Source organism: Sinomonas sp., from assembly GCF_051955515.1.
In the GTDB taxonomy this organism is placed as follows: Bacteria; Actinomycetota; Actinomycetes; order Actinomycetales; family Micrococcaceae; genus Sinomonas.
Map to the genome: position 1 here is coordinate 1 of NZ_JBQCGQ010000163.1, position 23,510 is coordinate 23,510.

Annotated in this window: 17 protein-coding genes; 5 read left to right on the forward strand and 12 right to left on the reverse strand. The window is 70.0% G+C overall.

Annotated elements, in window-relative coordinates; all coding sequences use genetic code 11:
• Nucleotides 1-3,453, forward strand: a 3,453-nt coding sequence (mfd, locus tag ACTHL9_RS09050; RefSeq protein WP_440518518.1) for a transcription-repair coupling factor, incomplete at its 5' end; no start/stop codon positions are given.
• Nucleotides 3,454-3,503: 50 nt separating this feature from the next.
• On the opposite strand, the gene ACTHL9_RS09055 is transcribed toward mfd, so the two are convergent.
• The 6 genes from ACTHL9_RS09055 to nirB all read right to left on the reverse strand — a co-directional run bounded on the left by ACTHL9_RS09055 (nt 3,504) and on the right by nirB (nt 10,484).
• On the reverse strand, nt 3,504-4,460 hold the full coding sequence (locus ACTHL9_RS09055; protein ID WP_440518519.1) for a hypothetical protein: 957 nt from the start codon (nt 4,458-4,460) through the stop codon (nt 3,504-3,506).
• A 178-nt stretch (nt 4,461-4,638) separates the two neighbouring features.
• The gene (locus ACTHL9_RS09060; RefSeq protein ID WP_440518520.1) at nt 4,639-4,872 is read right to left on the reverse strand and encodes a hypothetical protein; all 234 of its coding nucleotides are present in this window, start codon (nt 4,870-4,872) and stop codon (nt 4,639-4,641) included.
• Between the two features lie 19 nt (nt 4,873-4,891).
• Nucleotides 4,892-5,590, reverse strand: a complete 699-nt coding sequence (deoC, locus tag ACTHL9_RS09065; protein ID WP_440518521.1) for a deoxyribose-phosphate aldolase — start codon at nt 5,588-5,590, stop codon at nt 4,892-4,894.
• 62 nt (nt 5,591-5,652) lie between these two features.
• On the reverse strand, nt 5,653-6,819 hold the full coding sequence (locus ACTHL9_RS09070; protein WP_440518522.1) for a uroporphyrinogen-III synthase: 1,167 nt from the start codon (nt 6,817-6,819) through the stop codon (nt 5,653-5,655).
• A 25-nt stretch (nt 6,820-6,844) separates the two neighbouring features.
• Nucleotides 6,845-7,921, reverse strand: coding sequence for a uroporphyrinogen-III C-methyltransferase (gene cobA / locus ACTHL9_RS09075; protein ID WP_440518523.1), 1,077 nt, complete (start codon nt 7,919-7,921; stop codon nt 6,845-6,847).
• A gap of 1 nt (nt 7,922) precedes the next feature.
• Nucleotides 7,923-10,484, reverse strand: a complete 2,562-nt coding sequence (gene nirB / locus ACTHL9_RS09080; protein ID WP_440518533.1) for a nitrite reductase large subunit NirB — start codon at nt 10,482-10,484, stop codon at nt 7,923-7,925.
• 313 nt (nt 10,485-10,797) lie between these two features.
• Between nirB and nirD the strand changes: the two genes are divergently transcribed.
• Nucleotides 10,798-11,172, forward strand: coding sequence for a nitrite reductase small subunit NirD (nirD, locus tag ACTHL9_RS09085; RefSeq protein ID WP_440518524.1), 375 nt, complete (start codon nt 10,798-10,800; stop codon nt 11,170-11,172).
• Between the two features lie 11 nt (nt 11,173-11,183).
• Here the strand turns inward: nirD and ACTHL9_RS09090 are convergent, their stop codons facing one another.
• The 3 genes from ACTHL9_RS09090 to ACTHL9_RS09100 all read right to left on the reverse strand — a co-directional run bounded on the left by ACTHL9_RS09090 (nt 11,184) and on the right by ACTHL9_RS09100 (nt 14,289).
• Entirely contained in the window at nt 11,184-11,555 is a 372-nt protein-coding gene (locus ACTHL9_RS09090; RefSeq protein ID WP_440518525.1) for a VOC family protein, read from the reverse strand.
• Nucleotides 11,556-11,722: 167 nt separating this feature from the next.
• Nucleotides 11,723-13,471: a phospho-sugar mutase gene (locus ACTHL9_RS09095; protein WP_440518526.1), complete on the reverse strand. Its 1,749-nt coding sequence runs from the start codon at nt 13,469-13,471 to the stop codon at nt 11,723-11,725.
• Between the two features lie 14 nt (nt 13,472-13,485).
• Nucleotides 13,486-14,289 carry a purine-nucleoside phosphorylase gene (locus ACTHL9_RS09100; protein WP_440518527.1) on the reverse strand — a complete coding sequence of 268 codons (804 nt, stop codon included), beginning with the start codon at nt 14,287-14,289 and terminating at the stop codon, nt 13,486-13,488.
• 54 nt (nt 14,290-14,343) lie between these two features.
• Here ACTHL9_RS09100 and ACTHL9_RS09105 point away from each other — a divergent pair, with 54 nt between their 5' ends.
• Both ACTHL9_RS09105 and ACTHL9_RS09110 read left to right on the forward strand, forming a co-directional pair.
• Nucleotides 14,344-15,753: an NAD(P)H-quinone dehydrogenase gene (locus tag ACTHL9_RS09105; protein ID WP_440518528.1), complete on the forward strand. Its 1,410-nt coding sequence runs from the start codon at nt 14,344-14,346 to the stop codon at nt 15,751-15,753.
• Nucleotides 15,754-15,854: 101 nt separating this feature from the next.
• On the forward strand, nt 15,855-16,322 hold the full coding sequence (locus tag ACTHL9_RS09110) for a hemerythrin domain-containing protein (protein ID WP_440518529.1): 468 nt from the start codon (nt 15,855-15,857) through the stop codon (nt 16,320-16,322).
• A 173-nt stretch (nt 16,323-16,495) separates the two neighbouring features.
• Here the strand turns inward: ACTHL9_RS09110 and ACTHL9_RS09115 are convergent, their stop codons facing one another.
• The 3 genes from ACTHL9_RS09115 to ACTHL9_RS09125 are packed head-to-tail and all read right to left on the reverse strand — an operon-like array spanning nt 16,496 to nt 21,730.
• Nucleotides 16,496-18,085: an FAD-dependent oxidoreductase gene (locus ACTHL9_RS09115; RefSeq protein WP_440518530.1), complete on the reverse strand. Its 1,590-nt coding sequence runs from the start codon at nt 18,083-18,085 to the stop codon at nt 16,496-16,498.
• Nucleotides 18,082-20,283: a molybdopterin oxidoreductase family protein gene (locus tag ACTHL9_RS09120; protein WP_440518534.1), complete on the reverse strand. Its 2,202-nt coding sequence runs from the start codon at nt 20,281-20,283 to the stop codon at nt 18,082-18,084. The genes ACTHL9_RS09115 and ACTHL9_RS09120 overlap by 4 nt, the downstream gene beginning before the upstream one ends.
• Nucleotides 20,284-20,296: 13 nt before the next feature.
• Entirely contained in the window at nt 20,297-21,730 is a 1,434-nt protein-coding gene (locus ACTHL9_RS09125; RefSeq protein ID WP_440518531.1) for an MFS transporter, read from the reverse strand.
• A gap of 258 nt (nt 21,731-21,988) precedes the next feature.
• On the opposite strand from ACTHL9_RS09125, the gene ACTHL9_RS09130 reads away from it, so the two are divergent.
• Nucleotides 21,989-23,416, forward strand: a complete 1,428-nt coding sequence (locus ACTHL9_RS09130; RefSeq protein ID WP_440518532.1) for an MFS transporter — start codon at nt 21,989-21,991, stop codon at nt 23,414-23,416.
• The last annotated feature ends 94 nt before the right edge of the window (nt 23,417-23,510 follow it).

Sequence of the window (23,510 nt, forward strand, 5' to 3'; positions counted from 1 at the left end):
CTCCTTGCCGTGGCGGCCACGGAGCGCGAGGCCGAGGACCTCGTGGACTCGCTCGCCGCGTATTTGCCGCCGGGGACCTTTGCGCTGTTCCCGAGCTGGGAGACCCTCCCGCACGAGCGGCTCTCGCCGCGCTCCGACACGGTCGGCCGCCGCCTCGCCGTCCTCCGGCGCCTCGCGCATCCCGAGGTTTCTCCCGGGCCGGCGCTGCGCGTCGTCGTCGCCCCCGTCCGAGCAGTGCTGCAGCCGCTCGTCGCCCGGCTCGGCGAACTCGAGCCGGTCTCGCTCGTGGTGGGGCAGGACAGGCCGTTCGACGAGGTGGTCCGCGGCCTCGCGGCCGCGGCCTACGCGCGCGTCGACATGGTCAGCCGTCGCGGCGAGTTCGCCGTCCGCGGCGGAATCATCGACGTCTTCCCGCCCACCGAGGACCACCCGGTGCGGGTCGAGTTCTTCGGCGACGAGATCGAGCAGATGCGGTGGTTCGCCGTCGCCGACAAGCGCTCGCTCACAGGTCCGCACATCCACCATCCGACCTCGCTGCTCGCCGCGCCGTGCCGCGAGCTGCTCATCACGCCGTCGGTCATGAGCCGGGCCGCCCGGCTCAAGGGCAGTCTTCCGGCCGCGGAGGACATGCTCGAGAAGATCGCCGGGGGCATTGCCGTCGAGGGCATGGAGTCCCTCGCCCCGCTTCTCGTCGACGCGATGGTCCCCTTCGTGAACGAGCTCCCCGAGGGGTCCGTTGCGCTGCTCATGGAGCCCGAGAAGGTACGGACCCGCGCCCACGACCTCGCCGCCACGAACGACGAGTTCCTCGCCGCCGCCTGGGCTACAGCGTCCGACGGCGGCGTCGCGCCCTTGGATCTGAGCGTCGCCGGCGCAGCGTCGGACCGAGAGGCAGATGCTCACGCGGGCAGGCTCGAGGACGCGAGCTTCGCGACGCTCGCGGACACGCGGGCCGCCGCGGTTGCGCGATCCATCTCATGGTGGTCGGTGACGTCGCTCGGGGTCGACGAGGAGATCGTCCTGGACATCGACGTCCTCACGATCGCCGCCCGCGAGCCCCGCGGCTACCGCGGGGACGTCGCTGAGATGACGCAGTTCATCAGCTCCCGGGTGGCCGACCAGTGGCGGATCGTCGTCGCGACCGACGGCCCCGGTCCGGCCCAGCGCCTCGCGGAGCTGTTCCACGACGCGGACATCCCCTGCAGCCGCGTGGAAAGCCTCGCGCGCGAGCCCGAGGCAGGCATCATCGAGATCACGACGGCGACGGCGGGCAAGGGCTTTGTGCTCGACGGGCTCAAGCTCGCGCTGCTCACCGAAGCCGACCTGCTCGGGCGGGCCAGCGCGGCGGGGACCCGCGACATGCGCAAGATGCCCTCCCGGCGGCGCAACGCCGTCGACCCCCTCCAGCTCCATGCCGGCGACTTCGTGGTGCACGAGCAGCATGGCATCGGAAAGTTCGTGGAGCTCGTCCAGCGGAAGATAGCCGGCGGCGGGCACAGTGCCGGGACGGACGCGACCCGCGAATACCTCGTGGTCGAGTACGCGCCCTCGAAGCGCGGGGCCCCCGGGGACCGGCTGTTCGTCCCCACCGACCAGCTCGACCAGGTGACCCGCTACGTGGGCGGCGATGCGCCCGCCCTGTCGAAGATGGGCGGCGCGGACTGGGCCGCCACCAAGTCGAAGGCCAAGAAGGCCGTCAAGGAGATCGCAGGCGAGCTCATCCGCCTGTACTCGGCGCGCATGGCCTCCCGCGGGCACGCCTTCGGCCCGGACACGCCCTGGCAGCGCGAGCTCGAGGAGGCTTTCCCCTACATCGAGACGCCGGATCAGCTCACCACCATCAACGAGGTGAAGGCAGACATGGAGCGGGACATCCCCATGGACCGCCTCGTCTCCGGCGACGTCGGCTACGGCAAGACCGAGATCGCCGTCCGTGCCGCGTTCAAGGCCGTCCAGGACGGGAAGCAGGTCGCGGTCCTCGTGCCCACGACCCTGCTCGCGCAGCAGCACCACGAGACGTTCTCCGAGCGGTTCTCCGGGTTCCCCGTGCGGGTGCAGGCGCTGAGCCGCTTCCAGACCTCGGGTGAGGCGAAGGAGGCCGTCGAGGGTCTCAAGAGCGGCAGCGTGGATGTGGTCATCGGCACGCACCGGCTCCTGTCCAAGGAGATCGAGTTCAAGGACCTCGGCCTCGTCATCGTCGACGAGGAGCAGCGCTTCGGCGTGGAGCACAAGGAAGCGCTCAAGAAGATGCGCACCAACGTGGACGTCCTCGCGATGTCCGCGACCCCGATCCCGCGCACGCTCGAGATGTCCCTCACAGGAATCCGCGAGACATCCACCTTGGCGACTCCGCCGGAGGAACGGCATCCAGTCCTCACCTACGTGGGGCCCTACACGGACAAGCAGGTTTCGGCCGCGATCCGCCGCGAGCTCATGCGCGAAGGTCAGGTGTTCTTCGTGCACAACCGCGTCTCGACCATCGAGAAGACCGCCGCTTCCATCCGAGAGCTGGTGCCCGAGGCCCGCGTCGAGGTGGCACACGGGCAGATGTCCGAGAGCCGGCTCGAGAAGATCATTGTGGACTTCTGGGAGAAGCGCTTCGACGTGCTCGTCTGCACCACGATCATCGAGACCGGCCTCGACATCTCGAACGCGAACACCCTGATCGTGGACCGCGCCGACTCGTACGGCCTCTCGCAGCTGCATCAGCTGCGCGGACGTGTGGGCCGCGGACGCGAGCGGGCTTACGCCTACTTCCTCTACCCCTCCGAGAAGCCGCTCGGCGAGGTCGCGCTCGAGCGGCTCAAGGCCGGCGCCGCGCACAACGAGCTCGGCGCCGGCATGCAGCTGGCCATGAAGGACCTCGAGATCCGCGGTGCGGGAAACCTCCTCGGCGGTGAGCAGTCGGGGCACATTGCGGGCGTTGGGTTCGACCTTTACATCCGTCTCGTCGGCGAGGCCGTCGCGGACTTCCGCGGCGAGTCCGAGGAGAAGACCGCGGAGATGAAGATCGAGCTCCCGGTCAACGCGCACCTCCCGCACGACTACGTGCCGGGGGAGCGGCTGCGCCTCGAGGCGTACCGCAAGCTCGCCGCCGCGAGCGACGACGCTGCCATCGCCGAAGTCATGGACGAGCTGACCGACCGCTATGGCGAGCCTCCCGCGCCCGTGGAGAACCTGGCCGCCGTCGCCCGTTTCCGGGTCCGTGCCCGCGCAGCCGGCCTGACCGACGTCGCCCTCCAAGGCAATATGGTGAGGTTTGCGCCAGCGGACCTGCCCGAGTCGAAGGTCATGCGGCTCAGCCGTATGTACAAGGGGGCGCAGTACAAGGCGAGCCTCAATGCCGTGCTCATCCCGAAGCCCAAGACCGCGGCAGTCGGCGGACGCGACCTGCAGGACAAGGAGATCCTCGACTGGGCCGACCAGGTGGTCTCCGCCATCTTCACCGACTAACCGTTTCGGGTACGCCAACTCACCCCCACAGGCGTTCCGGGTACGCCAACTCACCCGCGATACCCATGGTCCCTGAGGGCATCGACCACCAGCTTGACGACGTACGGCTCGCCGCGGGCCATGTCGTGCTTGGTGATCTTCACCTGATTCCAGCCGGACGCCCGTGTTCGTCGGTCGCGCCACGCGTCCAACGCCATCTGCTCCTCGGTGAAGTGATGTTCGCCTTCGTACTCAAGGGCCGTTCGAAATTCCACGTTCCCCACGTCGACCCAGATAACTCCTCCCCAAGGGTCGACGATCGGACAATTGGGGATGAAGCGCGGCAGGCCCGCGCGCTCGAGTATCTGGCGCAAGTAGGACTCCTGCGGAGAGTCGACGCCGACCGCCAGGAGCTCAAGGGCGATGCGACCCCTGCCCAAGCCCATGACACGGTGCCGGCTCTCGACGAACGCCCGGAGATCGGCGAGCGGCACGACGGCGGTTCGCGGATGGAAGGTGCGCTCATGCTCTGACACGAGATACTCGCCCGCCGCAATCACGTCGTCCATCCTCAGCCGCCGGCTGCCGCACAGGTCTAGCCAGGTCCTTTCCGGCGTCGTCACCTTGGCGCCGTCGAGGATCATCACCTCGTCGTCCTTGAGGCGCAGTCGGTGGCCGCGGATCTCGGGCCGGCGCGGCTGACCGAGCCGCTCCTTGCTTTCGGGAGCAGCTGCCCTGGTCCGCGAGAGGTCGATGAGGCTCGGGTCCTGAGCCCACGAAGGCAGAGGTATCCGGTGGACCATGGCCGCACTGAAATGGCTCAGAACCGTGCTCTCGTGCATGGCGGTGTAGGGGCGGGCCCTTTGGAGAAGGGTCTCGCGGCCAAGCTCGGGGATGCGGATTCCGCGGCTTGGCCGGATGAGGTCGGCGGCCTTGAGACGGCGTGGGCTGACCCCCAAGGCGAGCGCCTCCTCGACGGAGAACGACGACGTCAGCAGCTCACGGGGCAAGGACTGTTCTGGCGGCATGCCTCATTGAGCCACACATCGCGCCGAGTCGCCTTGAGTTATCCACAGCCCCGGGGTTTCGGGTACATGAACTGCCTGTGGAGGGACAAAAACGGCCCGGCTGGAATGATCCAGCCGGGCGGTATCTGTACCCGAAACGCGTAGGGGGGAAGTTATCTGTACCCGAAACGCTTAGGGGTTAGCGGCGGTGGTCCGCGCCCGAGTCCGAGCGGCCGAGGAACGTCATCGGAATGAAGAAGGCGCCCACGAAGCACAGGATCAGTGCGGCCATCGGCCAGACGGTGGTGAAGTCGAGAAACGAGACGAGCACGAGGCCGAGGAGGAAGAGCGCCATCATCACCACGAAGATGATGATGTTGCCGACGAGCGGGTTCTCGTTCTCGACCGGTCGGTTCTTGGCGTTCTCGGCCATGCTCTCTCCTTAGATCCTTCTAATACGATCCGGCGCCACTGCCGCCGGTCACAATGGCCACCCCGGAGCTTGCGCCGATCCGGTTGGCACCAGCTGCAATCATAGCCCGGGCGTCCTCAAGGGTGCGCACGCCGCCCGAGGCCTTCACGCCGATCCCGGGCCCCACGATCCGCCGCAGGAGCGCCACGTCTTCGATGGTGGCCCCAGCCCCGTTGAAACCGGTCGACGTCTTGACGAAGTCGGCGCCGGCTTCCACTGCGGCCTCGCACGCGAGCAGCTTCTGCGCGTCCGTCAGAAGGCCGGTTTCGAGGATGACCTTGAGGATTGACGAGCTCCCGTGCACCGCCTCCGCGACGGCCGTCAGGTCGTCCACGAGGGCGCCACGGTCCCCGGCCTGCGCCGCAGCGATGTCGATCACGACGTCGACCTCGTCCGCGCCGTCGAGCGTTGCGCCCCGCGCCTCGTACACCTTGACGTCCGTCGGCGTCGCGCCGAACGGGAACGCGGCCACCGAGCAGGTGAGGACGCCGCTGCCCCTGAGCGCCGTCGTCGTGGTCTTGACCCAGCGGGGGTTCACGCAGACGGACTTGAAGCCATACTCCACAGCCTCGCTGCACAGCCGAAGGATGTCCGCCTCGCTTGCGCTCGGCTTGAGGAGGGTGTGGTCGATGAAGCCGGCGATGTCGGCGGGGCTGAGGGCGTCAGGCTCGGAGGGCACAGCGGCGTCCTTTCCAGTCGGGTCTTCCCATACTGGCACAGCGTGCCGCGCGCCGCCCCGAACTAGATCCGCTCCACGCGGAGCCGGTACCCGCGCTTCACCACCGTCTGCACCAGATCGGGGGAGGGTAGGGCGTTCCGGAGGCGGTTCACGGCCATGTCGAGGGCGTGGCTCGAGCCGCTCTGCGACAGGAGCCGGGCGAGGGCTTCGCGTGGCACCACCGCCCCTCCGGCATCGAAGAGGGCACGGAAGAGCAGCATCGCGGCGGGGGCGAGGCACAGCTCCTCCCCGGCGAGCGTCATGGTCCGTCCGCGGAGCTCGATCGGGCCCGCGGGGGTCTCGAGTCGGCGCACCTGGCGACGCGAAAGGTTGTCCGTGACGAGTTTGATGAGCGCGCCCATGCGGAAGCGCTCCGGGACCCACGGGCGCAGGCCCGCCGCTTCGAGCGGCGCGGCGGTGACAGGCCCGACGGCGGCCGTGGCCACCCGCTGCCGGAACGCGGCGACAAGCTGCGCGTGCAGCCCGAGCTCGTGGGCTGCACTGAAGAGGGCGTCGACGGCGGGGGCGCTCGTGAAGGTCACGACGTCGAGCTCGCCCGCGCACACCGCAGCGATGAGGGTCTCCAGCCGGTCCTCGCCCTCCGGACGCACCCAGCGGTACGGCGTCACGGTGATGAGTTCCGCGCCCGCGGCACGGAGCCGGTCGAGCTGGGCCCCGTCCGTGTATCCGTGCAGCTGGATCACTACGCGCTTCCCGTCGAGCCTGCCTCCGGCGTCGCGGAGGACGAGGTCCACGAGCGTGGCGGTCGTCTCATCGTGCGAGATCCCGACGTCGGCGAGTCCGGCCGCACGCACCGCGCCCCGCGCCTTCGGTCCGCGCACGTAGAGGGCAGAGGCGCTGAGCACCTCCTGGAGGTCTTCTCCGAGCCCGGCCGCGTCGGCGACCTCGAGCCAGCGGCGCATGCCGTAGGCCGTGGTCACGATGCAGATGTCGGGGCGGGCGTCGATGGTGCGGCGCGTGTCCTCGAGAACGCCGAGGTCCTGGCCGACGGGCGCGATCGTAAGGACTGGCGCGTGGAGCACCTCCGCGCCGCGCCGCTCGAGAGCCTCGATGAGGTCCTCGGCGCGGCGGTGCGACGTCACCCCGACCCGGAACCCCTTGAGCGCGGTCTCGAGCTCGGCCGGCGCGGGTTTCGCGTCCGTGGTCATGATGGCTGCTGCTCCGTTCATGTGAACTTCCGTCCCCTTCTCATGGTCACGCATCGAGCAACGAGGCCGCGAGATCCCGGAGCTCGCGGTCGTCGCTGCTTCCGTTCACCGTGCCCATGAGCCGCACGACCTCTCCGATCACGATGACCGCCGGATTGCCGCACGCGGACGTATCGCCTTCGGCCCGGCCCAGTTCGGTCACCGTGGTGCGCTGGCCCGCCTGGTGTCCGCGTTCGACGACGGCGAGCGGCGTCTCGGGCGGAAGGTCCGCCTTGCGCAGGCCTGCGGCAAGGTGCGGGAGGTTCGCGATGCCCATGAGGACCACGATCGTGCCGCCCGACCGGCCGAGGCCGGCGAGGTGCTCGTGCTCCTCCGCGCTGAGCGGGGCGTGGCCCGAGACGACCGTGAAGCAGTGGCTCACGTTGCGGTGGGTCACAGGAATTCCGGCCGCGGCCGGAACCGCGATGGAGCTTGAGATCCCTGACACGATCCGCACGGGAATGCGTGCCTCCGCGCATGCCGCCGCCTCCTCGCCGCCGCGGCCGAACACGAAGGGGTCCCCGCCCTTGAGCCGCACCACGTTGCATCCGCGACCGCCGTCGCCGCCCTTCGCGTGCTCGACCAGCAGTCGGTTGATCTCCTCCTGCGGCACCTTGTGATGCCCGGGGAGCTTGCCCACATCGATGAGCTGCGCCGTCGTGAGCTGTTCGAGCTCGCGCCACGGCGCGAGGCGGTCGAACAGGACCACGTCTGCATCCCGCAGCGCCTCGATCGCGTCCACGGTGAGGAGGCCGCGCGAGCCGGGGCCGCCGCCCACGAGGGCGACGTGCCCGCGTGCTCCAGCCGGGGCCTCCCGCGCGATCGGCACCCCGGCGTTGCGGTAGTGCTCGAGCACGGGCGCCCACTCGCCGTCGTCCGCGGCGCGCCCCGGTAGGGCCTTGCCGACGACGGCGACCAGCCCCGGGCGCGCGGGGAGGGCGACGGCGGCGCGGAACGCGGCGGGCGAGTCGAAGTGCGCGAGCCGGGCGCCTGCACGGCGGTAGCGGAGCACGGCCTGGCGGGCGGCGTCCGCCTCGCCGAGCAGGACCACGGGGGTCCCGTCGAGGAAGATGTCGAGCTGCATGCTAGGCGTCCTCGAGCTGGGAGCGGACAGGGATGGTGGCACCGAGCGAGACGCGGCCGATTTCCTCGCGCTCTGCGGGGTTCGCGGGCCGGATCTGATCGCGCTCGGCGACGTGGATGATCGACTCGTCGACCTCGTCGGGGGCGTTGACGAAGGAACGGAAGCGGCGGAGGCGCTCGGGGTCCTTGAGCGTCGCCGCCCATTCGTCCTCGTAGTTCTCGACGTGGGCCGCCATGGCCGCCTCGAGCTCCTTGGCGATGCCGAGCGAGTCCTCGACCACCACCTGGCGCACGTGGTCGAGCCCGCCGTCGAGGTCCGCCTGCCAATGGGCGGTGCGCTGAAGGCGGTCGGCGGTGCGGATGTAGTACATGAAGTAGCGGTCGATGTATTTCACGAGCGTCTCGTCGTCCAGGCCCCCGGCGAGCAGCTGCGCGTGCGCGGGGTTCGCGCCGCCGTTGCCGCCCACATACAGGTTCCAGCCGTCCGAGGTGGCGATCACCCCGACGTCCTTGCCGCGAGCCTCCGCGCACTCGCGGGCACAGCCCGAGACGCCCAGCTTGAGCTTGTGCGGGCTGCGCAGTCCGCGGTAGCGCAGCTCGAGCTTGATGGCCATGCCGACCGAGTCGAGCACGCCGTAGCGGCACCACGTCGACCCCACGCAGCTCTTCACGGTCCGCAGGCTCTTGCCGTACGCCTGGCCCGACTCCATGCCGGCGTCGATGAGCTCCTTCCAGATCTCGGGGAGCTGCTCGAGCCGGGCGCCGAACATGTCGATGCGCTGGCCGCCCGTGATCTTCGTGTACAGGTTGTACTTCTTCGCGACGTCGGCGATCACCGCGAGCTTGTCCGGGGTGATCTCGCCCCCGGGGATGCGCGGGACCACGGAGTACGTCCCGTCTTTCTGCATGTTCGCGAGGGCCCGGTCGTTCGTGTCCTGGAGCGTGCCGCGGCCGGAGTCGAGCACGTACGCGGAGTGCTGCGAGGCGAGGATCGATGCGACAGTGGGCTTGCAGATGTCGCAGCCCGCTCCGGTTCCGAATCGAGCGAGGATGTCCTCGAACGAGGTGAGCTGGAGGACGCGGATCTTGTCGAAGAGCTCCTGGCGGGAGAGGTCGAAGTGCTCGCAGAGCGCCTTCGAGACCGTGATGCCGGACTTCTGCAGCTCCTTCTCGAGGAGCTTCTTGATCATGGGCACGCACGAGCCGCACTGCGTCCCGGCCCGTGTGCAGGCCTTGAGGCCGGGAACATCGCGCACCGGATCCTTGCCTTCGCAGGTGCCGCAGGCATTGACCGCGTCGCGGAGGGTGCCCGCGGCGACGCTGTTGCACGAGCACAGGATGGCGTCGTCCGGGAGCTCGGTCTCCGGGGCTTCGCCGCCGCCGGCCGCCGTGAGGAAGGCTCCGGGTTCCGCCGGAAGCTCGCGTCCGAGCAGTGGCCGGAGGCTCTGGTACGGGGTCGCGTCGCCCACGAAGATGCCGCCGAGGAGCGTGGTGGCGTCGTCGGTCGTGACGATCTTCTGGTAGACGCCGCGGGCGGGGTCGGCGTAGACGATCTCGAGCGCGCCTGGCTCCTTGGCGAACGCGTCGCCGAAGCTCGCCACGTCGACACCGGAGAGCTTGAGCTTCGTGGCCGTGTCGAAGCCGGGGAAGGTCGCCTCGCCTCCGTGGAGGCGGTCGGCGACGATCTCCGCCATCGTATTGGCCGGCGCCACGAGGCCGAGGCACATGCCGCCGAACGATGCCACCTCGCCGATCGCCCATACGCCGTCGACGGCGGTCGCGCAGGTTTCGTCGATCACCACACCGCCGCGGGGGCCGACCTCCAGCGCGGCTCCCTCGTCTACCGCGGCGCGGACCAGCTCATCCCGCGGCCGCACCCCGATCGCGACCACTACGAGGTCCGCGTCGATGACGCGGCCGTCAGCCATGAGGACTCCGGTGACGGAGCCGCCGTCGGCCTCTGACTCGGCCCCGGTGACAACGATCTCCGACGGGAAGACGCCGCCGTGAACGGTGAAGCCCTTGGACGCGATGAGGCGGCCTAGCGCCTGGCCTGCGCCCTCGTCGAGCTGCCTGTTCATCATCCACGGGGAGCCGTCGATGATGAGGGACTCGGCACCCAGCGACTGGGCGCCGGCCGCAGCCTCGATGCCGAGCAGGCCGCCACCGATGACGGCGACGCGGGGTTTGCGGCCGAGCGCTTCGGCGAGCCGCGCGATCTCTGCGCGCAGGAACCAGACGTCCTCGAGGGTGCGGTACACGTACGACTTGGCCGCTCCCGGGATGGGAAGGCGAGCCGCGTTGGAGCCGGTTGCGAGGACCAGCTCGTCGTAGTCGTGGGTGCTGCCGTCCTCCGCGTGGACCACGTGCGCTTCCGTGTCCAGGCGCACTGCCTTCGCTCCGGTCCTCAGGGTGACATTGTGGGTGCCCCACATCGACGCCTCACCCAGCGTGAGGTCCACATCGGAGAGGAGGGCCTTGGAGAGGGCCACGCGGTCATAGGGAAGGTGCGCTTCCTCGGTCAGCACCGTGATCTCGAAATCGTCGAGGCCCCGCGCGACCATCGCGTCGACGAAGCGGTGGGCAGCGGGACCGCCCCCGATGACGACGACGCGTCGCGGCTGGGCGGGAGTGCGGGGCTCGGTGGGGCGGGAGTTGCTCACAGGGAGTGCCTTCCGTCGAAAGGGGCGCCGCAGGAAGAGGCCGGCGCAGGGTTTCCTCCAGCCTAGGAATCGGCGATTTCGCGTCAGTTGCCCGGGTGTAACGACCGATTAACTTCGCTGTCACGAGCATGTTTCGGCATCGGTGAGGGCGGTTTTACGTTGGCGTGACACAGACTCAACCCGGGCGAAACGCGCCCCTTCGTAGCGTTGAGGCATGACGATCACTGCCTCTGCACCTGACATGGACGCCCTCGAAGCCTCGGTCCTCTCCACGTGGCACAGCGTGTGCAACCTGAGCGACCTCGAGCCCAACTGGGGCGAGGCCGCGCTTGTCGCGGGGCGCCAGATTGCGCTCTTCCGCCTCCCCTCCGGCGAGGTCTACGCCGTCGACCAGAAGGATCCCGCGAGCGAGGCGCACGTGATGGCCCGCGGCATCGTCGGCTCGCGCGGGGACCGCCCCACTATTGCTTCCCCCCTCCACAAGCAGGTCTACGACCTCCGCACGGGCGAGCGGCTCGACGCCGACGGCGCCCCGCTCGCCGCGTTCCCCGCCCGGGTCGTGGACGGCATCGTCCAGATCGCCGCCTGACGACTGTCGCCTCAGCCCTGCCGCAGCCCCAAGGTGTTGCCGTCGGGGTCCTTGAACCACGCGCCCAAGGCCGGCCCGAGGTGCGCGACGTGCTTCGTGGTCTTGAGCGGACCTTCCGAGTAGTCGAGGAAATCGACCCCCTTGGCTTCGAGATCCTCCACCGTCGTCGAGATGTCGTCGACCTCGAAGTGGGCGAGGGTGTGGACGGTTTCCACGGGCGGCCGCTTGAAGACCGACAATTCGCTGTGCTCGCCGCAGCGGTAGCGGACGGACGCCGGGTTCTCCCAGAGTTGCTTCAGGCCGAGGATCTCCCCGTAGAAGTGCTTCGCCTTCTCGAGATCGGTGACGGGGATCGTGGCGACGACCATGGTTGCAGTGAGCATCGTGACCTCCTGGGGAAGGTGCTCTGAATCTGTCGAGATCAGGGTGGCCCCACCCGGTCCGCGGCGCAATGCTCTGCAGCCTCCTTCCCGTTGCGCCGTCAGATCCGCAGGGTCTGGACGTGAAGTCCCGTCTCGACGGCGAAGGGGGCTAACCCGCGCCCGCGGGGCTAAAGCCCCAAAGCCTCGCGAACGTCGTCGAGCGCCGCATCCATCGCCTGACGAGCGGCCTGCCGGGCGTCATCGAGCTCGGCCGAGCTGTCCACGGGGCGGATGACCTCGAGATAGCACTTGAGCTTGGGCTCCGTGCCGCTCGGGCGGATGATGACCCGCGTCCCGTCACGCGTGACCCACAGCAGCCCCTCCGTGGGCGGCAGGTCGTCCGAGCCCTCGGAGAGGTCCACCGCCGCCTCCACGGGCGAGCCCGCGAACGAGCTGGGAGGGTTCTCCCGGAGGCGGAGCATCATCGCCTCGAGCAGCCCAAGATCGGCGACTCGCACGTTCAGCTGGTCCGTCAGGTGCACTCCGTGAAGCGTATGGAGCGCATCGAGCAGGTCGAACAGGGATTGCCCCTGGGCCTTCGCGTCGGCGGCGAGTTCGGCGACGAGCAGCGCGGCGGAGATGCCGTCCTTGTCCTTGACGAGCTCAGGCGCCACGCAGTACCCGAGGGCCTCCTCGTAGCCGTAGGCCAGATTGGGGACGCGGGAAATCCATTTGAAGCCGGTGAGCGTCTCCCGGTGCCGGATTCCCGCGGCAGCCGCGATGCGGCCGAGCAGCCGCGACGAGACGATCGAGTTCGCGAACACGCAGTCCTCGTTCCCGGCGGCCCCTGCGCCTTCCGCGGGGGAGAGGCCCAGCCGGCGCACCACGTGGGCGCCGAGCAGCGCCCCCACCTCGTCGCCGGTCAGCATCCGCCATTCGCCGCTCTCGGGTTGCGGCGCGGCGACAGCGCACCGGTCGGCGTCGGGATCGTTGGCAAGGACGACGTCGGCCCCCGCCTCGCGTGCCGCGGCGAGCGCGAGATCCAGCGCGCCGGGTTCTTCCGGGTTCGGGAACGCGACGGTCGGGAAGCCGGGGTCGGGGACGGCCTGTTCGGCCACCAGCGAGACGTCCGCGAACCCGGCCTCGCGCAGCACCCCCACCGCGGTGGTGCCGCCCACCCCGTGCAGCGGGGTGAGGACGATCTTGAGATCGCGCGCGGGGAACAGGTCGGCCCGGGCAAGGCGGACGACGGCGGCGCGGTAGTCCGCGGCGATGTTCGGCGAGAGGAGGGTCCAGCCCGAGTCGGCGAGCGGGATGTCGCCCACGGGTCCCGCGGCGTCGATGAGTGCGGCGATCTCTGCGTCGATGGGGGCGACGATCTGCGCGCCCCGCCCGTCGTCGTCCACGGCGCGCCCGCCCAAGTACACCTTGTAGCCGTTGTCCTGCGGCGGGTTGTGGCTCGCGGTGACCATGACGGCGCCGTCACACTCGAGCACGCGAAGGGCGTAGGCGAGGACCGGGGTCGGCAGGGGCGCCGGCATGAGGAACGTCTCGACGCCCGCGGCAGTGAAGACGGCCGCGGTGTCGAGCGCAAAGGCCTGCGAGTTCTTGCGCGCGTCGAAGCCGACGACGGCGCGGGGCCGGTCACCTGTGGGGGCCCCGCTCAGGCGGCCCAGGAGGAAGGCACCCACTCCCGCCGCGGCCCTACGGACGACCACCCGGTTCATGCGGTTCGGCCCGGGGCCGAGGGGAGCGCGCAGGCCGGCCGTTCCGAACTGGAGCGTTCCGTCGAACGAGTCGGCGAGCTCTTGGGCCGCTGCCGCGTTCCCGTGGTCAGCCTGCTCGACGGCGGAGCGGAGCTGCGCTGCCGTTTCAGGATCAGGGTCGGAGGCCGCCCAGGCTTCGGCACGGGCACGCAGTTCTTGGTCAAGGGTCATGGGGAGTCCAGTCGTCAGATCTTCGCGACGATATCCGCGAGGAGTCGCGAGATGCGGGGACCAGCGGCGCGGCCCGCCTCGAGGACTTCCTCGTGGCTGAGCGGCGTGGGGCTGATGCCCGCGGCGAGGTTCGTCACGAGCGAGATGCCGAACACTTCGAGTCCGGCGTGCCGGGCCGCGATCGCTTCGAGCGCCGTCGACATGCCGATCAGATCGGAGCCGATCCGCTTGGCGTACTGGACCTCGGCCGGCGTCTCGTAGTGCGGGCCCGGGAACTGCGCGTAGACGCCCTCCCCGAGGCTCGGATCCACCTCGCGCGCCAGATTCCGCAGCCGCGGTGAATAGAGATCCGTGAGGTCCACGAAGGTCGCGCCTTCGAGCGGGGAGATCGCCGTGAGGTTGATGTGGTCTCGGATCAGCACGGGCGTCCCGGGCTGCCAGTCGGGGTTCAGGCCCCCGCAGCCGTTGGTGAGCACGAGGACACGGCACCCCGCCGCCGCGGCCGTCCGGACGCCGTGGACGACGGCGCGCACGCCCTTCCCCTCGTAGTAGTGCGTGCGGGCGCCGAGGACTAACGCATGCTTTCCGTCGGGGGTGCGGATCGAGCGGACGGTGCCCACGTGGCCCACGACCGCGGGGGCGGAGAACCCGGGGACATCGCCGGCCGGCAGCGTTGCCACGACCTCGCCGATGAGGTCCGCGGCAGCGCCCCAACCGGACCCCAGGACGAGCGCGATGTCATGCGAGGGCACGCCTGTTGCCTGTGCAATGTGGTCAGCGGCGGCCTGGGCCAATACGAAGGGCTCGGAAGTCGTCACAGGTAGAACCTATCAACGAGTGGAACCTGTGCGCGGGTGGCAGAATGTTTTTCCGTGACGATGAACCCGGACTTCAGCGTGCCCCATCTTGCGATCCTTGGCGGCGGCCCCGGCGGATACGAGTCCGCCTCGGTGGCGGCATCCCTCGGAGCCCGAGTGACCGTCGTCGAGCGGGCGGGCCTGGGCGGCTCGGCCGTCCTCACCGACGTGGTGCCCTCGAAGACCCTCATTGCGACCTCAGACCTCATGACGCGCGTCGAGGAGGCCTCGGCCCTGGGCGTGCGCTTCGGCACCAACGACGGCCAAGCCATCAAGCGCGCCGACATCCGAGCCGTCAACGAGCGCCTCCTCGGCCTGGCCCACCAGCAGTCCGAGGACATCCGCGCGGGACTCGAGCAGCTCGGTGTGCGGATCATCATGGGCGAGGGCAAGCTCCTCACACCCCACACGATCGAGGCCACCACGGAGAACGGCGTCGAGCGGATCGAAGCCGACGCCGTGATCCTCGCCGTCGGCGCGCACCCCCGCGAGCTACCGACCGCCCGCTACGACGGCGAGCGGATCCTCAACTGGACCCAGCTCTACAAGCTCGAGGAGCTCCCTGAGCACCTCATCGTGGTCGGCTCTGGCGTCACGGGGGCGGAGTTCGCGTCCGCGTACAACGGCCTCGGCTCCCAGGTCACGCTGGTCTCCTCGCGCGACCGTGTCCTCCCCGGCAACGACGAGGACGGCGCCGAACTCCTCGAGCGCGTCTTCGCCCGCCGCGGCGTCAACGTCCTGGCCCGTTCCCGCGCCGCCGCCGTCGAACGCACCGGCGACGGGGTCGCCGTCGTCCTCGGAGACGGCACCAAGGTGACCGGATCGCACTGCCTCGTGTGCGTCGGCTCGATCCCGAACACCGCGAACATCGGCCTCGAGGAGGCCGGCATCGCTCTCTCCGAGAGCGGGCACATCAAGGTCGACGGCGTCTCCCGCACGACGGCGATCAACGTCTACGCCGCGGGGGACTGCACAGGCGTCCTCGCCCTTGCGTCGGTGGCGGCCATGCAGGGGCGCATCGCCGTGGCCCACTACCTCGGCGACCAGGTGACCCCTCTCAACCTGAACCACGTCGCCTCCAACATCTTCACGTCGCCGGAGATCGCCTCGGTGGGCGTCTCCGAGGCGGACGTCGCGAGCGGCAAGGTCGCGGGCGACGTGGTGACGCTCAGGCTCAAGAGCAACGCGCGTGCCAAGATGCGCAACACCACGGACGGGTTCGTCAAGATCATCGCCCGCAAGGGGACCGGCACGGTCATCGGGGCCGTGGTCATGGGCTCGAACGCCTCGGAACTCATCTTCGGGCTCGCGATGGCGGTTGAGCAGAAGCTCCACGTCGACGACGTCGCGGGAACCTACGCCGTGTATCCCTCGCTGTCGGGGTCGATCTCGGAGGCCGCGCGCAGACTCCACGTCCACATGTAAGGCAGCACCTCCACATCTAAGGCAGCACCTGCACCTCTGCGGCAGCACCTGCAACGCGCCAACCCTTGAGGCGTCCGCGCAGGGCGCGCATCATGGCGTGCATGTCACACCTCTCCGATCGCGAGGCCCTTGCCGCCGTCAGGCAGCACCACACGTCGATGCTGGACCGCGCGAGCGCGCTGTCGCAGACGCTCACAGCGGCGGTCGAGGCGGGCGACGCATCCACGGTGTATGACGAGCGCGGCAATCTCATCGAGTGGTGCGCGGACGATCTCGTTCCGCATTTCACGGCGGAAGAGCGCCTGTATGGGCTCGCAGACGGAGTCGCCGGCGCCGGACTTCTGGCCGAGGCCCTCCGGCACGACCACGAGGCCATCGCCGCGCTCGTCGAGGAGCTCAGGGCGTCCGACGGCGTTCGGGCCGCCGCCGTGGGGCAGTCGATCGTGCGGGCCTTCGCCCTGCACGCGGACAAGGAAGACAGCCTGCTGTTTCCCGCTGTGGCCGACGATCCGGAGCTGGGGTTCGGCGCGGCCGTCGAGGGGCTCGAAGAGGTCGTCGGCGCAGCGTAGAACAGGTGCCGTGGAGTAGCGGGCGCCGTGTACCAGCAGCGAAGCCCGGTCGGGCTGAAACCCACTGGGGGAAGGTTCCAGCCCGACCCAGCTGCTGGGGGCAGAGCCACCATTGCTGGGGGCAGTCCAGCTCGAAGGCTCCACTCAGGTGATCGTCCGGAGAGCCCGAAAGGTTACGCCGGCACAGCAGAAAAATGTGCCTCGATGAGTTCGCGCACCGTGTCCCGGCATCCACCGCAGCCGGTCCCGGCCCTCGTCTCCTTCGAGACCTCCTCGACGGTGGAGCAGCCCCCGGACACGGCATCCTCGACGGTTCCCCGGCTCACGCCGGCGCAGCGGCACAGCGTCGACTCGGGCCCCGCGGAGGAGCCGGGCACGCCGAGCGAGCTCTCGGGGCCGTCCAGCCGCAGGAGCACCGATCGATCGGCAGGGAGCTCGGCCCCGCTCCCGAAGAGGAGGGTGAGCTCCCCCGCGGCGCGGGGCATGCCGAGCGCCACGAAGCCCTCCAGCACGCCGTCGCGTGTGCACATCTTGACGTAGCGCCCGTGCGCCGGGTCTGCCCACAGCGAGACCTCGAGGGACGGCCGTTCAGCGTCCCATGCCACCGCGTCCCAGGGGTCCGACTGGACGTCGCCCGCGGCGGCCAGATTGAGGCCCCGTGCCTTGAGGAGGATGACGCCGGGGCGCTCCTCCGGAAGGGGTGCGGCGGCGGCCTCGCCGAGCAGGCGCGTGCGGAACGAGGCGGCGAGCCAGTCGGCCTGCCGCCAGCCCGGGGCGATGAGCCCACTCGGCCCGGTGCTGCGGCGACACGCCAGGCAGGACGAGTCGACGCAGCGAATCTCGGCGCAGTCGCCGATCGCGAAGACGTGCTCGGTGTGGAGCGCGGCGAGGGTGTGGTCCACGAGGATGCCGGCGTCGACGGCGAGTCCGGCCCCTTCCGCGAGCTCGCGGCGTGGGCGCGCCCCGCACGCAAGGACCAGGAGATCGCCGTCGACCGCGGACCCGTCGTCGAGCATGAGGGCGCGGAAGGCGCCGTCCGCCCCCGTTTCGATGCCGGTTGCGCGCGCGTTCGGGGCGAGCCGCAGGCCTTGCTGGCGCAGGGCGGCGGAGAGCGTGGCACCGGCGCCGCGGTCGATCTGCCGGCCCAGTGGCCGGTCACCGTGGTGCACGAGGGTCACCGTGGCACCCTCCTCGGCGGCAGCGAGCGCGGCCTCGAGGCCCAGGACCCCGCCGCCCAGGACGACGATCCGCTGTCGCCCTCGCACCGCCTCGGCGAGCCGGTCCGCGTCGGCGAGATCGCGCATCGCCGTCACGCCCCGGGGGAGCACGGGATGCAGCGGGTCTGGGTTGAGGCCGGTGAGATTCGGGATCGCCGCGCGGGCGCCCGTGGCGAGGACCAGCCGGTCATACGGGAGCGCCTCGCCGTTCGAGAGGTGCAGCAGCCGGCGGCTGCGGTCGAAGCGGGCCGCGCGAGTCCCGACCAGCACGCGGACGCCGTCGAGGGCCAGCTCCTCTGGATCGGAGAGCTGCATCGCGGCGTGGGAGGTGCGACCGACGCCGAGATCCGCCACGAGCACGCGGTTGTAGGCCGCGTGCTCCTCCTCGCCGACCACGGTCACCTGGGCGACGCCCGCCGCGGCGGCCGGGCGCAGCTCGTCCACGAAGCGCGCCGCGACAGGGCCGTAGCCGACGACGACGATCCTCTCCGGCGCTGTCGTCCCGCCGTGCGCTCGGGGCGGGGAAGGGACAGAGCTCGCGCTCACAGGCGCTCCTCTCGTGGGACGGCTGAGACCAACCTGCCGTCGGCTGGCTGAAACTCTGCTGGGGGAAGATCAGCTGGGGGGACATCGGCCGGCTGGACGAGGACGTGGGTGGTCTTGAACTCGGGCATGCCCGAGATCGGATCGGTGCGGCCCTCTGTTACCTGGTTCGCCGCGCCGAGGCCCGGAAAGTGGAAGGGCAGGAAGACCGTGTCGGGCCGGACGTCGACCGTCAATTCGGCCCGGCACAGGACCTCGGGCTGCCCGTGCGCTGCCCTGTTCGAGCGCGTCACGCGCACCCACGCTCCGTCGGCGATCCTCAGCCGCGCTGCCGGCGCCGGGTGGAGCTGGAGCCGTGGCTCGGGCTGGGCCTCCGCCAAGGCCGCGACGCGACGCGTCTGGGCCCCCGACTGGTAATGCTCGAGCAGGCGGCCGGTCGCGAGCTGGAACTCCTCGAGAGCCGGGCTGGTGACCGCCCAGCCAGGGCTTCCGGCGCGGACTGCCACGAGCCTCGCGCGCCCGTCCTCGTGGGCGAAGCGATCGCGGAAGAGGCGGGGCGTGCCCCGGGAGCCCTTCGGATATGGCCAGTAGGCCTCGGCGCCCGCGTCGAGCAGGCGGTAGGAGACGCCCGAGTAGTCGGCGAGGCCGCCCGCGGAGGCCTCCCGCAGCTCTTCGAACACGGTCTCCGGATCGGTGGGGAACGACGACGGCGCGTTCAGCAACTCCGCCAGCCGGTTGAGGATCCACAGCTCGGATCGCGCCCCCGCGGGCGGCTCGACCGCGCGGCGCCGGCGCAGGACGCGGCCCTCGAGGTTCGTCATGGTGCCCTCTTCCTCCGCCCATTGCAGCACGGGGAGGACCACGTCCGCCTCCCGCGCTGTCTCGGACAGGAAGAAGTCGCACACCGCGAGGAAGTCGAGGCGGCGCAGACCCGCCTGGACCGCGGACACGTCCGGCGCGGAGACCACCACGTTGGCGCCGTGGACCAGGAGGGCGCGCACGCCGTCGTCCGTTCCCAAGGTGCCCAGAAGCTCGAGGGCGGGCACCCCCGGTCCCGGAATGCTCGCCTCGGGAACGCCCCACACCCGGGCGACGTGGGCGCGCGCCTCGGCATCGGTGATCTTGCGATAGCCGGGCAGCTGGTCCGCCTTCTGGCCGTGCTCGCGGCCGCCCTGCCCGTTGCCCTGTCCGGTGAGCGTGCCGTAGCCGCCGCGCTCCGAGCCGGGGAGGCCGAGCAGCAGCGCGAGGTTGATCGCGGCCGTGACCGTGTCCGTCCCGTCCGCGTGCTGCTCGACGCCCCGGCCGGTGAGGATGTAGCACGAGCCGCTGCGCGCCCCTTGGGCGAGCTGCTGTGCCGTCGAGCGCACGAGGTCTGCAGGGACCCCCGTCGCCGCTTGGACGCGCTCGGGCCACCACGGCGCCACTGAGCGGATGACGGCCTCGAGGCCGTGGGTGCGCTCGCGGAGGTAGCGCGCGGCGAGGAGGCCGTCGTTGATGACCACATGGGCGAGCCCCAGCAGCAGGATCAGGTCCGTGTGCGGGGCGGGCGCGAGGTGGGTTCCTCCGCCGTCGTCCGTGAGGCGGGCCGTCGCAGATCGCCGGGGGTCGACAACGATGAGGCCGCCCGCGGCCCGCACGCCCGCCAGATGCTGGACGAACGGCGGCATGGTCTCCGCGACGTTGGAGCCGAGCAGCAGCACCGTGTCCGCGGCATCGAGGTCCGCGAGGGGGAAGGGGAGGCCGCGGTCCAGGCCGAAGGCCCGGTTCCCCGCAGCCGCCGCGGAGGACATGCAGAACCGGCCGTTGTAGTCGATCCGAGAAGTCCGGAGGGCCACGCGGGCGAACTTGCCGAGCAGGTAGGCCTTCTCGTTCGTGAGGCCGCCGCCACCGAAGACGCCGACGGCGTCCCGCCCGTGCGCGGCCTGTGCCCTCTGGATCTCCGCCGCCACCCGTCCGAGTGCCTCGTCCCAGGTCGCGGCGCGGAGCATGCCGCGCTCGTCGCGGACCAACGGCTCGGTGAGCCGCTCGGGATGCCGCAGGAGCTCCGCGGCGGTCCAGCCCTTGCGGCAGAGTCCGCCCCGATTCGTCGGGAAGTCCCGGCCCGCGACCTCAAGGGGCGAGGCCTGATTCGCGACAGGGGTAAGGCTCATGGCGCACTGAAGCGCGCAGTACGGGCAGTGGGTCGAGGTGGCGGGATCCAGAGGGCTGGTCACGTCAGGCTCCTGCTTGCGCGACCGCGCTGCTGCGGCGGAGATAGCAGGCCCACGCGACGATCAGCATGAGCGCGTACGCGCCGACGAAGCCGAAGAACGCCGGGATGTAGGAGCCGGTGGCGCTGCTCGAGGCGCCGAGGAGCTGGGGGATCACAAACCCGCCGTAGGCGCCGATCGCCGAGACCAGGCCGAGCGCCGCCGAGGCGAGGCGGTTGGTGTGCGACGGCGCCGCTCCGGCCTTCGCCGCCCGGCTTGCCCGGGCGAAGATCACCGGGATCATGCGATACGTGGAGCCGTTGCCGATCCCGCTCGCCGCGAACAGGGCCAGGAACAGGGCCAGGAAGAGCCAGAAGCTCTTGAGCGGGAGCGTCGCGATGACCGTGAGGGTCACGGCGGCCATCACTCCGAAGGCGACGACGGTGATCCGGGCGCCGCCGAACCGGTCGGCGAGCTTGCCGCCGTAAGGCCGCGACAGCGAGCCGACGAGGGGGCCCAGGAACGCGAGGGACAGCGCGGCAGCGCCGATCGCGAACGAGGAGTACGACGGGAAGAAGTCCTTGATGAGCTTCGGGAACACTCCCGAGAAGCCGATGAACGAGCCGAACGTGCCGATGTAGAGGAAGGCCACGATCCACAGGTGCGGCTCCTTGAGGGCCGCGAGCGAACCTGCGAGGTCGCCCTTCGCGTTCGAGAGGTTGTCCATACGGCGCCAGGCGCCGATCGCCGCGATGAGGATGAGCGGAACCCACATGAGGCCCGCGATAACGAGGCTCGATCCGCCCTTGGCGCTCGCGGCGCCGGTGGTGACGACGGCGGTGAGGCTCACCGCGATCGGGACTGCCAGCTGGGCGATGGCCGCGCCGAGGTTGCCGCCGGCGGCGTTGAGGCCGAGGGCCCAGCCCTTCTCCCGCGCCGGGAAGAAGAAGGTGATGTTCGCCATCGAGCTCGCGAAGTTGCCGCCGCCGAAGCCGGCCAGACCGGCGACGGCGAGCATGAGCCAGAACGGCGTCCCCGGATTGGCCACGCACAGGGCCAGGCCGATCGTGGGGATGAGGAGCAGCAGGGCGGAGACGATCGTCCAGTTTCGGCCGCCGAAGCGGGAGACCGTGAAGGTGTAGGGGATGCGGAGCGTCGCGCCCACGAGGCTCGGCATGGAGATCAGCCAGAACGTCTGCGAGGTGTCGAACGAGAAGCCCGCCGCGGGGAGCGAGACGACCACGATCGACCAGAGCTGCCAGACGACAAAGCCGAGGAACTCCGCGAAGATGGACCAGTTCAGGTTCCGTCTGGCGATCCGGCGTCCTTCGCGCTCCCATTGGGCCGTGTCCTCAGGATTCCAGTGCTCGATCCAGCGGCCAGAGCGGAAGTCGAGCTGGATCGCGGGGGAGGCTGGCGCCGTCGTGCTGCGAGCGGGCGCTTGGGGGTCGGTGCTCATGTGCCCTCCTAGGTGAGTGCGTGGGGGAATTTCGATCTGGTTCCACGCTAGGAACGGCGCGTTTCCGGAAGCGGCGCGAGGTGTAAACGCTCCGTGACATCGACCTCCCGGCTCACTCGTCCGCAGCGTGAGACGTGAGGTCTGTCTCGGTATTCGGACCGAATGTTCAGCTATCGGACATCTGGCATATGGTGGCGTTTACTCATCTTTCGGACCCCTGTCAACGCGGGGTCCAGAATGCGAAAGGCACTAGCACCCATGGCTACACCAGCGGTGGCCGAGCCGTCTGCGCAGAATCCGCAGAATTCCGGCCAGCAGCAGGCAGGGAACACCCGAGGACGGGTGATCTTCTCGAGCCTGATCGGCACCACGATCGAGTTCTTCGACTTCTACGCGTACGCGACCGCGTCGGTCCTCGTCTTCCCCAAACTCTTCTTCCCGAGCGCCACGGACATCAACGCGATCCTGTCCTCGTTCGCGATCTTCGGCGTCGCGTTCGTGGCCCGTCCGGTCGGCTCGATCATCTTCGGCCACTTCGGCGACAAGCTCGGCCGCAAGGGCACCCTGGTCGCGTCGCTGCTCACCATGGGCCTCGCGACGTTCCTGATCGGCCTCCTGCCGCCCGCCACGACCCCGGGCTGGGTGGTGCTCGCGCCGCTCCTGCTCGTCGTCTTCCGCTTCCTCCAGGGCCTCGCGCTCGGTGGGGAATGGTCCGGCGCCGCGCTGCTCGCCACCGAGAACGCGCCCGCGAACAAGCGAGCTGTGTGGGGCACGTTCCCCCAGCTCGGCGCGCCGATCGGCTTCATCATCGCCAACACGATGTACGTGATCATGAACAGCTTCCTCACCGCGAAGCAGTTCGAGGACTTCGGCTGGCGCATCCCGTTCCTCTTCAGCATCATCATGGTGGCGCTTGGCCTCTACGTGCGGCTCAAGCTCGTGGAGAGCACCTCGTTCCGCAAGGTCGTCAAGGAGGAGAAGGTCGCCAAGGTCCCGCTCGCGGAGACGTTCAAGTACCACTGGCGCGCCGTCATCGCCGGCACGTTCATCATGCTCGCCACGTATGTGCTCTTCTACCTGACCACGAGCTTCACTCTTACCTACGGCACCGCGACGGACAAGGTCGACGTGGCGCGCGCCGCCGCCCAGAAGGCCGGGCAGAAGTTCGACCCCGCCTCGTTCGTGCCGGGCCTCGGCATCGATCGCGGCGTCTTCCTGTGGATGCTCATCATCGGCGTGGTGTTCTTCGGCATCTTCACCGTGGTCTCGGGGCCGCTCGCCGAGAAGTACGGGCGCCGCAAGTTCCTCATCTGGGTCACGGTCGGCATCCTGCTGTTCGGCGCCGCGTGGGGCCTCATGTTCGGTCCCGGCACGGCCGCGGCCATGGTGGGCCTCATCGTGGGCTTCACCCTCATGGGGCTCACGTTCGGACCGATGGCGGCCATCCTTCCCGAGCTCTTCCCGGCCAACGTCCGCTACACGGGCTCGGCGATCGCGTACAACCTGTCTTCCGTGATCGGCGCTGCACCCGCTTCATTCGTGGCGATTGCGCTCTGGCAGTTCGGCAAGGGCAGCACCGTGTGGGTCGGCGTCTACCTGGCTGTCGCCGCCGCGCTCACCCTCGTGGCCCTGCTGCTCACCCGCGAGACGAAGGATCGCAACTTCGAGGACAACATTTCCGCCTGACGGCTTCTCCGCTCCGGCCGTGCTCCCCCCCCGTGGCGCCCCGCGCCCCCCCAATTGAGCTGCAGAACGCGCGACGCCCCCCGGATTAGGGGGG